Raw genomic sequence first — 13,157 nt, forward strand, 5'->3', positions numbered from 1 at the left:
CCGCTGTTTGTGGGCTGGGTCACGGGCTCAGGGGTTCTACCGGCGGTGAAAGGTCATTAACATCAACGCGGACCGGTGCCTTCCGTGGGCGCCGAGTAGCGGAAGGTTGTGAGATGGGCCGTTTGTGCCAGACCGACGGGCTCACCGACATTCAGGAAGAGATCCTGAAGACGGTGCGGCAGTTCGTCGACGAGAAGATCATCCCGGTCGCGCAGGAGCTCGAGCACGCTGACGAGTACCCGACCGAGATCGTCGAGGGGCTCAAGGAGCTCGGCATCTTCGGGATCATGATCCCGGAGGAGTACGGCGGCCTGGGGGAGTCGTTGCTGACCTATGCCCTGTGCGTGGAGGAGATCGCGCGCGGCTGGATGAGCGTCTCCGGCGTCATCAACACCCACTTCATCGTGGCCTACATGCTGATGAAGCACGGCACGGAGGAGCAGAAGCAGAACTACCTGCCCCGGATGGCCACCGGCGAGGTGCGGGGTGCCTTCTCGATGTCCGAGCCCGGCCTGGGGTCCGACGTGTCGGCGGTGTCGACGAAGGCCACGGTCTCGACAAGCTCGACCACCGGTGAGCCAGAGACCTATGCGATCACGGGTCAGAAGATGTGGCTGACCAACGGTGGTTCCTCCACGCTGGTGGCGGTGCTGACCAAGACCGACGAGGGCGCCGACTCCGTCTACAAGAACATGACCACGTTCCTGGTGGAGAAGACTCCGGGCTTCGGTGAGGTTGCCCAGGGCATCACGGTGCCGGGCAAGATCGACAAGATGGGCTACAAGGGCATCGACACCACCGAGATGATCTTCGAGGGCCACCAGATCGCGGCCGAGCAGATCCTCGGCGGAGAGCCTGGCAAGGGCTTCTTCCAGATGATGGACGGCGTCGAGGTGGGTCGCGTCAACGTGGCTGCCCGTGCCTGTGGTCTTGCGTGGCGCGGATTCGAGTTGGGGATCTCCTACGCCCAGCAGCGTCACACCTTCGGCAAGCCGATCGCCGAACACCAGGCAGTGCTGTTCCGGCTGGCCGAGATGGCCACCAAGGTGGAGACGTCACACAACATGATGGTGCGCGCCGCACGCCTGAAGGACACCGGCCAGCGGATGGACGTCGAGGCAGGCATGGCCAAGATGGTTGCCTCCGAATATGCCAACGAGGTCGTCGAGGACTCCTTCCGGATCCACGGCGGTTACGGCTACTCCAAGGAGTACGAGATCGAGCGCATCATGCGCGAGGTCAAGTTCATGCTCATCGGTGAGGGCACCAGTGACATCCAGAAGATGATCATCGGTCGCTCCTTGTTGAAGGACTACAAGCTCAAGGGCTGAGCCGCTCAGCGGCTCCCCACGGGTGGAGTCTCCGACGACGAAGGGGCAGGTCCGCGCGGACCTGCCCCTTCGTGCGTGTCCCGCCCGGTCACCACTTCCAGCTGGCGAGGATCGCGTTGGTGGTCCGGGTGCGAGCCTTCTCCGGCACGTTGCGCGCGTAGGAGAACGCGATGACGGTCACCCGCCCCTCGTCATCGATGCCGGAGTACTGGTCGAGCTGGTAGTTGACCGGCTTGGCCTTCATCACCCCGACGTGGTGGGCCATCGGCCGGCCGTCGACCAGGACGCGGTCCAGCTGGTCGATCTTCTTGGCGACGTCCTCGAGCTGGATGGCGATGTCGGCCTCGAGGTCGTCCAGGTTGCCGCCGGTGGCGACGATGCTCGTGACCGTGACGTTGTTGCGGAACCCGTCGCTCCCGTCTGCCTCGGCGCCCGACGTGTCGATCTCGCTGTTCACCTCACGGGCGGAGCCGGTGTTGTCGATCCAGTCGACGGGCACCTTGTAGGTGTAGGTGCTGCCCTCGATCTTCGCGCCCTTGGCGGGTTTGCCGAAGTCGACCTCTTGGGCGGACGGGGTCTCCTCGGCAGGCGGGACGGGGGTCAGCGTCGCACTCGCGGTGGGACTCTCCTGCGCATCGGGTTTGTCGTCCTTGTCATCGCCCCCGCAGCCAGCCAGCAGCGACGAGGAGACCAGGGTGCCGACCAGGACAAGGGCGGCAGTTCGAGAACGGCTCATGGCGAGCAAGTTACCGGCTCTCGGGCATGCTTGCCGCAAATGGGTTGGCACGCGTTGGCGTGAATGCCATGGTGGAGGAGTCAACCCCCCGCTGAAGGGACACGCACGATGACCGATTCCGGTGCCAACGAAGATCTCAAGGCGAAGATGCGCGAGGCGCTCGACCGCAAGAACGACCAGGAGCGGGGAGTGCACAAGGACGGTCCGGTGCCCGAGAAGGCCCATGGTTCGGAGGTCATCGGGGGCGCCCCCAAGATGCACCGGCGCAAGGCCGGTGGCGGCGGCTCCTGACGGTGCACCCTTGACGCGGGGACTCCCACCACCGACGGTGGTGGGGTGTCCTTGCAGGTCGGCTGTCCGCACTGCGCGGCGAGTCTGGAGAAGTACGGCGACGGGTGGCGGTGCGCCGTGCACGGCTCGGTGTCCGCGCTGTGGCGCGCCGTCCACAGCGGCTACGACGCCTTCAGTCAGCATCTCATGTGGGCAGCCGGGTTCCCGACGACGTTGCCCTGGCCCCTCCCGACCGGGTGGTGGGTGACCGACTTCGCGACGGTGCACGACGGAGAGCGGGCCACGGCGACGATGGCCTCCGTTGCCGGAAGCACCCACCAGGACGGGCCCGTCGAGGTCCTCGTGGTGTGCGAGGAGGCGGGTGTGGGCCTGGGCGCGCGGGTCTCCGGCTTCGTGCACACGGATCCTGGGGCCCATCTCGGCGAGGAGCGGCTGCGGCTGCGGGTCGACACCCGGCTGCACTCCTTCTGGCCCGTGACGGGGGCATCGATCCATCAGGGCGCCAGCAGCGTGGTAGCAGGTGAGGTGGACGGTCGATGGATGTGGCTGGTGCTGCGTCCTGCGTCGGCGTTGCTCCTGCTGGGTGGTCAGTTCGCGCTGGCTGACGTCTCGGACCAGGGCCCCAGTCTCCTGGAGTTGCCCTTCGGTGGCCCCGCGCCTGTCTGGTGACGGTGTGATGGAGAACTCGTTGCCGCGAGGTCGGGTTTGGGCAGGATGATTTCCTGTCGAACCGCGATGCAACATAAGATTCTCCGGTGATGAGCAGAGGGTTTCCGGAGGCGTGGTCGTGGACTCGGTGATCAATGTCGTGATGCTCACCGAGGTCTTCGTGACCTTGTTCGTCATCATGGACCCGCCCGGCACGATCCCGGTCTTCCTCTCGTTGACCGCCGGTCGTGCGCCGGCCACGATCAAGCGCGCGGCGTGGCAGGCTGTCGCCGTCTCCTTCCTGGTGATCACCCTCTTCGCCCTCTTCGGTCACGCGATCCTGCGCTACATGCACATCTCGATTCCGGCCCTCCAGGGCGCGGGCGGACTGCTGTTGCTGCTCGTGGCTCTGCAGCTGCTCATGAGCAACGACAAGTTCTCGATGGCCGGGTCCGGCGACACGAACGTGGCACTGGTCCCACTGGGCACCCCGCTGCTGGCCGGCCCCGGCGCGATCGTGGCCACCATGCTGTTCGTGCAGAGTGCCGACTCGGGGCCTGATGTGACGGCGCTCGTGGTCGGCATCGTCGCCGTGCACGCGATGCTGTGGCTGAGCATGCGCTTCTCGCTGCGGATCATGAAGCTCATCCGCGAGGGCGGGGTCATGCTCATCACCAAGATCGCGGGCCTTCTGCTCTCGGCGATTGCCGTGCAGATGGTGGCTGACGCGGTCCGTGCCTTCGTGCTGGGCGAGGGCTGAGCACGGCTTCGCCGCAGGGGTGACCCGGGTCAGCGTCGGCCGAGGGCCTGTGCCCGCTGGAGAAGGCTGCGAGGGATGATCCTGGTCGCGGTGACGATCACCTTGTAGCGCTTGCTCGGCACGGAGAAGCTCCGGCCCCGGTCCAGGTCGACAAGGGCGTCCCGCACGAGGTCTTCGGCCTCCAGCCACAGAAACCCCGGTGCCGAGTCGCGCGTGACATCCATCCGCTCGTGGAACTCGGTCTTCACGAATCCCGGGCACAGCGCCATGACCTGGACCCCGTGGCCGGCGTACTCGTTGTGGGCCCACTCGCTGAAGCTGTTCACCCAGGCCTTGGCTGCGCTGTAGCTGCCGCGCGGCAGGAACGATGCGACGCTGGAGACGTTGACGACGGCACCCCTGCCGCGCTCGGTCATCGTCCCCAAGGCAGCGTGCGACAGGCGCAGCACGGCGGTCACCAAGATGTCGAGCATCTGCTGCTCGGCCTCCACGTCGTTGTCGAGGAAGCGTTGCTTGAGGCCGAAGCCTGCGTTGTTGACCAGCACCTCGACCGGACGCTCACGATCACGCAGGCGCTCCGCGACCCGATCCAGTTGAGCCCGATCCACCAGGTCGGCAGGCAGTACCTCCACCTCTACCCGGTGGTCGACGCGGAGCTGCTCGGCGACTGCCTCCAGGCGCGCCTCGTCACGGGCGACCAGCACCAGGGGATGGCCGCGTCGGGCCAGCTGGACGGCGAACTCGTGTCCAATGCCGGCCGTGGCACCGGTGACGAGTGCAAGACCGGAGGGCAGTGTGCTGGAGTTGGTCATGTGCCCAGCATTCAGGTGCCCATGGGCGGATCGCAACCGCGTCGGGCATGATGGAGCCAATGACTGGGACAACGCTCGCGATCGCCAACCAGAAGGGTGGCGTCGCCAAGACCACGACGGTCGCCTCTCTCGGTGCGGCGCTCGCCGAGCTGGGGCAGCGTGTGTTGTTGGTCGATCTCGACCCGCAGGCCTGCCTGACGTTCTCCTTGGGCATCGACCCGGAGGACCTCGAGCTCTCCGTCCACCACGTTCTGACGAAGGGCCTCGACGCCCGCGAGGTCCGGCTCGACACCCACGACGGGGTGGAGATACTCCCGGCCACGATCGAGCTGGCTCGTGCCGAGGCGGACCTGTTGACCCGCACCGGCCGGGAACACGTCATCAAGACGGCGCTCGACGACCTGGAGCAGACGGGGAGCACTACGACTGGGTGCTCCTCGACTGCCCGCCCTCGCTCGGTGTCCTCACCGTGGCCGCCCTCACCGCAGCAGACGGGGTCCTCATCCCGTTGCAGTGCGAGACGCTCTCCCACCGTGGCGTCGGCCAACTCCTCGACACCGTCCACGACGTACGGCGCTTCACCAACCGTGCGCTCGAGGTCTGGGGTGTGCTGCCCACGCTCTTCGACGGCCGCACCAACCATGCGCGCCGAGTGCTGGACACCATCGCCGAGACCTACGACCTGGAGGTCATGGAGCCTCCCATCCCCAAGACCATCAAGTTCGCCGAGGCACCTGCCGCCGGCCGATCGATCCTCGCGATGAGTCGCACCAGCAAGGGCGCTGCTGCCTATCGTGAGGTTGCTGCTGCCCTGCTGCGTCGCCGCGACGGTTCCGCCTGACGATGTCACGACATCGCGCTCCTCGTCGCCGTTCCCGCGCCTGGCTGAGCCTGGTCGCGGTGCTGGCCACTGGTGCGGTGGTGGGGGCCGGGGTCGGGCTGGTGCCTCCGCAGGTGACGCCGGCGGCGATCTCCGGATCGCTCGACTCGGATCCTGGCGGCGGGGCGCCCGCCACCGTCGCCGAACCGGTGCTGGTCCGGGCCAGCGCCGCGCAGGCGGTGATGGCTCCGCTGCCGTCCGATGCGGTTCCTGCGGACTCGGGCCAGGGGCGTCGAATCGTCTTCAGCCAGGAGCGTCAGCGGGTCTGGCTGATCGCCGCCGACGAGGCGGTCGAACGCACCTACCTGGTTTCCGGGAGTGTCTACGACAACCTCGACCCCGGTAGCTACTCGGTCTTCTCCCGCTCGGAGCAGGCTTGGGGCATCGACGACTCCGGCACGATGCGCCACTTCGTCCGTTTCGCGCGGGGTCCGCGGGCAGCCATCGGATTCCACGACATCCCGGTCTCCGACGGCAAGGCGGTGCAGACCGAGGACGAGCTCGGCCAGCCCCTGTCGCACGGCTGCATCAGGCAGCGCAGCGAGGATGCCGTCGCCCTCTGGGAGTTCGCCCCGCTCGGCACCTCCGTCGTCGTCGTCGCGTGAGCTGCGGCGGGACGATCCACACCCCTGAAATCGGGATAGTCCCGGACGAATTTGTAGCTCCCGCTTGCGGGGAAGGCGGCGGAGCCAGGTCCGGGACTGGTCACCGTGTCCCGGCGTGGAGCTGGATCAGTCGGTGGCGGTGGCGGTGGCGGTGGCCGGTGCCACCTCAGGCCTGGCTGCCCGCGCCGCTGGGCTTGCGACGCCGACGACGCCGACGGGGCGCTTCGCCCTCGCCGTCCTCGGCGTCGCAAGCCCGGCGGCGCGGGCAGCCAGCCCGAGGTGGCACCGGCCACCGCCACCGCCACCGCCACCGACTGATCCAGCTCCGCCGGGACACACTCTGCGGCCCGGACGAATTCGTCGCCTCACAGCGGGTTTCACGGTGGATAAGTTTATCCCGTTTCGAGGTGTCCTCACAGCTCACGCGACGACGGCGACGGAGGTGCGGCGGAGCAGACTCCCCGGAGAACATCCTCACGCGATGCGAGCTGTGCGACGCCGGCGATGTCGTCTCCGCGTTGCGCGAACTGGCAGTGACGCATCGTGCCGGGCGATGCTGGCCGAGCCGACCGAACTACCGGGTCGAGCGATTGTCGTAGATCCGAAACCAGACAGGTGCGTTCGACCTTGTGGCGCGTCAGCTTCCAGACCGCTGACATCCTGGCTAATTCGACGCCCTGGCCAGTCCGCAGGAACCGCATCCGGACACGGCAACGGAGGCGCTGCTGGACCAGCCTGCGGTGAAAGCGTCAGTCATCCCGGGCCCCGGCCCCGCCGATGGCTGCGCGACCGAACAGCCAGGCGGAGGCTGGCGACGCGATGTCGCCGTCAATCGTCAGGCGGAACCGCGGCGGCACAGCAGGGCAGCAGCGGCCTCGCGACAGCAGCGCCTTCAATCGCGGAGGATCGATCGGCCGGCGGCGAGCGCCTCGGCGAACCCCGATGGTCTTGGGATGGAATCCATGACGATCGTAGATGTCAGCGCTATGGTGCGGCCGTCGAAGCGCCCCGGACTCGGCGCGATTGGTGAAGCGCCGTGGACATTGATCGTGGCCGACGCCGGTGGGCGTCTCGCCTGCGGCGGATGAAGGGCCGATCGCTGCGGTGAAGAGCCGCGACGAACGCCGAGCGGGCCCGAACGGCGTCTTGTGATCCCGTTCTCCGGTGGGAGATCGGCGCAGGCTCGATCGTGACTGCCGGAATCCACCCCGTCGTGGAGTGTCATTCCGAGACCTCGCCGGGCCGGCGGTGAACTAGTCCTCAGAGGCGTCAGACAGGCAAGCACGCTGCCCCAGCTCGGCAGGCGCCTACTGAAGAGGCGACTGCGACGCCGCCCTTCTCGCAGCTGGCTCCATCATGCCCGGCAGTCATGGGCACCCCGCGCATGTTTCCAGCTTGCTATATGTACTCGTCACCCGCGTACGTGAACACAGTTCGCCTCCTGACCCGGCGGCGACAGGCGATCGCCGGGCGTATCGACCACCGGGCCAGAGTACCTGCCGACACCATCTTGTCGGGAAGCTCAACCGTCGAGTCGCGGAGATGCCGTGATCGTGGCGTCAGTCGTGGCGGCGCAGCAGCGCTCACGACAGACCGAGCGGCTTCGGCCATCTTGACTGCGCCGTGCTGCGCCTGTCTGCTGGGGACGGCGCCAGGGGTACCGTCAACGTCGCTCCAGCGTCGCTGGCGCGGCCTGGGTGGGCAGCTTCAGCGGTGTTACAACTGCGCCGGCCGCGGGGTGATGTGGCTGGCTGGGGGAGGACTGAACCACAGTGGGCGATGTGGCTGGAGGCCGAGACTCGTGCCGGGACTGGTGCCTGGGCCAGGGCCAGGTGCCGAGTAGGTGATGTCGACCGAGACCCTCGCAGCAGACCTCCGGGCAGCCCGCCGCTGAGCAGGTGAAGGCATGCTCAGCATAGGCACGTCAATGCGGCAATCGCCGGGCAAAGACGTGATGGTATGACGATCATGATCCACAGCGAAAAAGAAAGCGCGGCTCGGCTGCAGCATCGTGCGCGGCGGCGATGGCGCGGCCGTCCCAGTCACGCTCTGCACGAACAGCATGTGATTACGATCGCCGCAGCGCCGCGCGCAGCCAGTGCCGCGTTCGGCGAGACTGGCACAAATCGCTGTCGTTAACTGCATGAGCAGCTGCAAGGCGCGAGCAGCAACAACTGACCTGGAAGCCCGCGGATGTGCATGCGCAGATCGCGTGACCGAAAAGGGTGATCACCAGGAAAGGCGACGACTGCCTGCGCCGCGCTGATGTGGCCGGCACGACGGCAGTCGGAAGACGGGATGATGACGAACCAAGTCACGAGATCCTCGTGGCAGCATCGACACCCGTCTGGCTTCCGGAAAGCCCTCATCGCCGGAGGAGATCTCCCTCGTGCGCATCGCGATTTCGATCACTGCCTCGCGGCAACGAGGATTCTCCGGCACCGTCACCAGACAGGCGCGAAGAGGCAACTCCGGAACAGGGCGTCAGCCAACGCGAATAACCGCTAACAGAGACTGTACTGACACCAGCTCCCTCTGCTGCTGGCGCCTGTGTCGATGCCCCCGTCACGGCAAAACGTGTCGACCCGCGGCCTGGCCCTTTTCGCATCAGGCCCCAGGCCCGTGATGCGAGACCCGCGCTGGAAGCCCGCCTCGTCGCACACCGCGAAGGACGATAGTGCTTCCGGCACAACAGGCCATCGTCATTATTTGCACAAATCCTCCACCCGATCGAGAAGAGACAGGAACAGCGCGGCATCGGAACAGCTATATGGACATCATGCATGAACGGCACGCCGCAGCGCGTGTGCGCACCGTCGCATGCTTCTCCGAGACTCTGCGCGATGCGGCAACACCAGGTGCATCGGTGGAAGTCCGCGTCAGATGCGTCGACCGCCACCGGCTGGGGCGCCCGATGACCTCCAGCATGGACCTTCTCAGGCGCCGGGCCATCGCTGGCTGCGCTTCCCCGCTCGCCGCATGTTGCGGCGTCGCTGTTCGGCGCCGAGATCGTCCCCTCGGCGAAGGCCTCCACCATGTCGCAGCATCCTTGGCGACGAAGAAGGCCGGCGGCCCAGCAATTCACGGTCGACTGCGCCTGGTCTCATGTCGGCGCAGCAGCTGTGCGGGGGCGATGATCAGGACGACAAGCCGGTACAGGATGCGACAGCCTCCCCTGCCCCGTCGAACTCGACCGGCGCGAAGATATCGAGACGGCTACCGCTCCAGGCCAGCGGGCGCCGTCGACCTGGATCACCGGCTCGCCCGTAATGAACGAGCGGATCGACGTCGGCGCCAGCGACAGGTCCACGACAACGATCACGGTCACGAGCATCGTCTGCACCGGCGGCAACCTGGACGAGCCGCGAAGACCGACATCGCCATCCAGCTCGGGACCGTCATAAGCCAGCTGGACGCGTCTGTCGACGGCCGGCCGTCAGCCCGCGCAATCGAGAGTGAGATGGACGGTCAGCTGCCGGGCTCAAACCCCGTACTCCGGCATCGTGACGGGGGCGGGCGCCATCATCGCGTTCTCTACGCGCAGCATGCCGGAGAGAACGGACCGCAACGCGTCCTCGCAGCTGCCGGGACGCACGGGCAGGTCGCGCCCGGACTCGGTCGTCGGGGCCTCACCCGTGGGGAACCGCTGGGCGCTCATGGCTGTAGTCGCGGCAGAGGCGACGTGTCATCTGAGTATTACTGTCGCGCCGATGCGCATTACTCACTGGAGTAACCGCCTGGAAGAAACCTCGACATCTTGGCTACGCCGGCATCCCATCCGCTGGCCGGTGTCGAGCGTGCGGCGATCTCCGCGGTAACATCTCGGCCGGCAAGCAGCGTCGACGCGGTCGCGGCGCTTAACGACTTTAACTCAGATCCGCGCCACGCAAGGCACAGGCAACCGCACAGATCATCATCTGGAAGAAACCCTTGCCGAGCTCCGCTTCCGGGATTTTCGGCCTGCGATCTGTCGAAATGATCTCATTGCCGGCGCAAGCTCGATGCCACCGAGAGCCTCGCAACCGAGGTCTTCTTCCCGCGGTCATGTTGCTGCAGCCAGACGGAGTCGGCCATCGTCGATGCTGGTCACTGCCGCCGGCGTGGGTGACCACGATGCAGGTCTGTCGCCGCCACGATGGTCAGCTCTGGACCGTAATCGATCCGGACATCAATCGCCGTGGTATCCAGCCTCCGTGCCATCTTGAGACCACGATGAAAGTGAAGTGTTGAAGACGCTCGCGCGCACAGGGCATAGGTCAGCAGCGACTCCCCAGGCACCGTATCCGGGATCGCTGTGTCGAATAGCCGCTGGAAGCCCTCGATCATGCATCGGCGATGCTCGAGAGCTCACCCGCGTGATCTTCTCGTCGACGAACTGCCACGCCGTCTTCAGGATCTCTTCGAATGTCAGTAATACTGCTCGCGGCCCATCTCCTGGCCTTCCCGCTTACTCGGCGCCCGCGGATGGCTGGTGCTGCCGATGCCGAGCTGGCCAGCGATTGGCCTGGCCAAGCGGGCGTCGATGCCTCGGGATTTCAGTCGTCCCGGGCCGGCCCGGCTGTTCGGCGAGATTGCAGCCGTTAATGAACGAACGCTGTTATACTGCGCATCTGCGTGACGAAGGTGATCTCGTCGCCGCCTGGGCCGAGGTGCCCCAGTTACTGGAGCCGGTAACAGCGCGCGTAACTGTCGCCGTTCCAGTGCCGGCGTGAGCGCCTTCAGTGACCCGGCTAGAGCAATCAGCTGCGGCGCGGGCGCCTAAAACTCGCGGTCCCGTACATCGCCTTCGTCGCGGCCTGCGTGAACTGGCACTTTTGCTGGCCCAGCCAGTTGCTGCGCCCTGTTCCAGACGTATATTGACTTCCGCACCATGAGCATACCACCGCCGGGCGATCCCTTGGCGCCGTAGCACTTCGCCTGTTCCCAGGTTCTTCGTCATCGGAATGGATTCTGGCGCTGAACTGGGATGCGGCTGAACGGCAGCCGTACTGCGGCGGCGCCTTCTTGTCGCTTGCGCATCTGGCGGTCGTAGACCTTCGCCTGTCCCGGATACGAAGTCGTTCCCTGGATTGATCCTGCGTAGTATCGAAATTGTGAAGACCGGCATCACGGCTGCTGGCCGCGCTGAACGTGATGGTAAACGGAGCATTGCCCGCTGTGACGAACAACGGTTTCTTGGCGACGAAGCGCTGCGTGCCGGGTTCTGCTGGTGGTGAGCAGGATCTGCGCGCGCCCCGCTTTCTTTGGCGGCGATCAGGGCACGTGGCGACCGGCCGATCTCCGCGCCGTGTTGTTGATGGCTGAGATCGCTCTCTGGCGAGCGCGACCCCGCACATGGGTGGAAGGCGCCCTGCTGGACGCCGCTATTTAACTGGGGCAGCCGTCGCTGGCGATCGTCACCACGGTATCGGCCTGGCGATGGACCGCCATTCTCGGCGACGAACCGTGAACCCGTCGGCAGCGCTTGATCTTGGCCGAGGACAACGGATACAGCGATGGGGCTTCATCAATTGTTCCATCCCCCACTTCAGCGGTTCTGGCTACTGCTGCGGGCCTACGCGCGGTACTCGACTTCCAGTGCCGCTTGGCCAATGATTCAGACGCGCATCTGTGATCGTCGTCGCCGTTTCGAGCATCTCCTACTGACGGACCGACGGCAGTCGGGATGCAGGGCATCGGACGTCGCTCGGACTCGAACGGACTGCCTCAGCGATCGCTCGACCAGATCGTCGGCACGGGCGCTGCTCCCGCTCGTTGCCCGCCATGGGCAGACCGGACCAGCGAGTGTTGAGATCCATCAGCTCCGCGTAATCCGGCGCAGGCGCTGGATACCCCGGATTGGCAGCTCAGGCCGGAACAATCCCGGTAAATTCGTGCCCATCGTGTCGATCTCCGTGCGTCGCAATGTCCGCGAGACGTGGATCCGATGTGAGGATCGCGGCGGCACATTACACCTCGTGCCGGGTGGTGATTCATGTCGATGATCAGCTTGCCGCAACTTCACCCGCTCACGCCGCAAGGAGGCCAGCGTGCCGATGATGAAAACTCATGGCCTGTCGGGCACCACGGATCTCGTCAGATCCTGCGCGGCTGTAGCGGACAAGCTGGAGATCAGTGAAGAGATCGAGGTAGATAACAATGGACCCAGCTCCTGGAGGAAGGTGATGGCGAGGACCGATGATGAGCGCCTGCTCCTGTCGTTGGCGCGAGCGCTGCGCAGGCAGGCCGCGCCGAGGCGCCCGGCGCGGCGCAGCGCCTCGGCTGGCGGGGGCAGGCTTCTTGCGTGAACGCGCTCGGCCGACCGCGGGCTCATCGAGCTCCCCCGGTAACCGTGCCGATCCCATCAACGATGGTTGCGCTCAGTCGCGTAAGCGCAAATTGCAGCGATCGAGCGCGGCTATGCCGCGCAGCCCAGGACCTCGTTGATGAGCGAGCCGCTGAACTGCGACAAGCTGGTCGATCATCAGGCAATTGAAACTGGCAAGTTATCACTTCCATAGCCGACAATTGTCGCGCATTGCCGTCGAAGGCATCGAGCTCAACCTGCTCGGCGAAGCCGCCGCAACCGTCGCGTGGCGCGTCAGGTCGACACCGTGATCACGGCTGTCCTTGGCCTCGACCGCCGATGCCCTGCGCCTGTCAGGCGTGTGGCAGCACAAGACAGGCCGAACTGCGGTCAGGTCGCGGGCTGAGTCGCTCGACTCGGTGCCGAGACTGCGCGTGTCGGATGACGGTGCCTCGGCGGCCTGGCGCACGCAATCGGCCACGTCGATGTCGCTCGGCGAAACGAAGAAGAACTGCCGGGTAAACTGAACTCCATCGACACGATGCCGGCCTTCCAGTCACCAGCCTGCGCCAACCGCAGTGATACGCTGAGCAGAGCGGCGCTCAGCCGTCGCCACAGGTGGACTCCCGCCCGGCACGGACTCGTCGTCGACATGAGCGTGGAGAAACCGTCAGTCTTCATCAGCGCCGATGTCGGCATGACCATGCTCCGCCCTCTTCTCCGACCGGTCAGCGAACCGATCTCGGGGAGTCGAACTTTGTCCCTCGCAATGCACCGGCTGAAGCGGCGCAGCGCTGACGTTCCTGAT

11 protein-coding genes and 1 pseudogene are annotated in these 13,157 nt (G+C 66.0%); 8 read left to right on the top strand and 4 right to left on the bottom strand.

The features are described from left to right. The first annotated feature begins 113 nt into the window (after positions 1–113). Positions 114–1,331, top strand: coding sequence for an acyl-CoA dehydrogenase family protein (locus tag L1066_RS20095; protein ID WP_235737961.1), 1,218 nt, complete (start codon positions 114–116; stop codon positions 1,329–1,331). Between the two features lie 88 nt (positions 1,332–1,419). Here the strand turns inward: L1066_RS20095 and L1066_RS20100 are convergent, their stop codons facing one another. Then, positions 1,420–2,067 carry a hypothetical protein gene (locus tag L1066_RS20100; protein ID WP_235737962.1) on the bottom strand — a complete coding sequence of 216 codons (648 nt, stop codon included), beginning with the start codon at positions 2,065–2,067 and terminating at the stop codon, positions 1,420–1,422. A gap of 108 nt (positions 2,068–2,175) precedes the next feature. Between L1066_RS20100 and L1066_RS20105 the strand changes: the two genes are divergently transcribed. The 3 genes from L1066_RS20105 to L1066_RS20115 all read left to right on the top strand — a co-directional run bounded on the left by L1066_RS20105 (position 2,176) and on the right by L1066_RS20115 (position 3,766). Next, positions 2,176–2,358 carry a DUF5302 domain-containing protein gene (locus L1066_RS20105; RefSeq protein ID WP_235737963.1) on the top strand — a complete coding sequence of 61 codons (183 nt, stop codon included), beginning with the start codon at positions 2,176–2,178 and terminating at the stop codon, positions 2,356–2,358. A 45-nt stretch (positions 2,359–2,403) separates the two neighbouring features. Beyond that, the gene (locus tag L1066_RS20110) at positions 2,404–3,027 is read left to right on the top strand and encodes a DUF6758 family protein (protein ID WP_235737964.1); all 624 of its coding nucleotides are present in this window, start codon (positions 2,404–2,406) and stop codon (positions 3,025–3,027) included. Positions 3,028–3,145: 118 nt separating this feature from the next. Next, positions 3,146–3,766 (top strand): MarC family protein, encoded by a 621-nt coding sequence (locus L1066_RS20115; protein ID WP_235737965.1) that lies wholly within the window; start codon positions 3,146–3,148, stop codon positions 3,764–3,766. Positions 3,767–3,795: 29 nt separating this feature from the next. On the opposite strand, the gene L1066_RS20120 is transcribed toward L1066_RS20115, so the two are convergent. Beyond that, positions 3,796–4,578: an SDR family NAD(P)-dependent oxidoreductase gene (locus L1066_RS20120; RefSeq protein ID WP_235737966.1), complete on the bottom strand. Its 783-nt coding sequence runs from the start codon at positions 4,576–4,578 to the stop codon at positions 3,796–3,798. Positions 4,579–4,637: 59 nt separating this feature from the next. Between L1066_RS20120 and L1066_RS27050 the strand changes: the two are divergent. The 3 genes and pseudogenes from L1066_RS27050 to L1066_RS20130 form a co-directional block, all read left to right on the top strand. Further along, a pseudogene (locus L1066_RS27050) lies at positions 4,638–4,925 on the top strand (ParA family protein); the annotation flags it as partial. Positions 4,926–5,008: 83 nt separating this feature from the next. Next, positions 5,009–5,419 (top strand): ParA family protein, encoded by a 411-nt coding sequence (locus L1066_RS27055; RefSeq protein WP_312008344.1) that lies wholly within the window; start codon positions 5,009–5,011, stop codon positions 5,417–5,419. A 2-nt stretch (positions 5,420–5,421) separates the two neighbouring features. After that, positions 5,422–6,063, top strand: a complete 642-nt coding sequence (locus L1066_RS20130; RefSeq protein ID WP_235737967.1) for a L,D-transpeptidase — start codon at positions 5,422–5,424, stop codon at positions 6,061–6,063. Positions 6,064–9,544: 3,481 nt separating this feature from the next. Here L1066_RS20130 and L1066_RS20135 read toward each other — a convergent pair. Both L1066_RS20135 and L1066_RS20140 read right to left on the bottom strand, forming a co-directional pair. Continuing rightward, positions 9,545–9,721 carry a hypothetical protein gene (locus L1066_RS20135; protein WP_235737968.1) on the bottom strand — a complete coding sequence of 59 codons (177 nt, stop codon included), beginning with the start codon at positions 9,719–9,721 and terminating at the stop codon, positions 9,545–9,547. A gap of 428 nt (positions 9,722–10,149) precedes the next feature. Continuing rightward, on the bottom strand, positions 10,150–10,389 hold the full coding sequence (locus L1066_RS20140) for a hypothetical protein (RefSeq protein WP_235737969.1): 240 nt from the start codon (positions 10,387–10,389) through the stop codon (positions 10,150–10,152). A 767-nt stretch (positions 10,390–11,156) separates the two neighbouring features. Between L1066_RS20140 and L1066_RS27060 the strand changes: the two genes are divergently transcribed. After that, a complete protein-coding gene (locus L1066_RS27060) occupies positions 11,157–11,279 on the top strand; it encodes a hypothetical protein (protein ID WP_283095522.1) in 123 nt (40 codons plus the stop codon). Positions 11,280–13,157 lie beyond the last annotated feature (1,878 nt).

It is taken from the genome of Nocardioides alcanivorans (assembly GCF_021555175.1).
GTDB lineage: Bacteria > Actinomycetota > Actinomycetes > Propionibacteriales > Nocardioidaceae > Nocardioides > Nocardioides alcanivorans.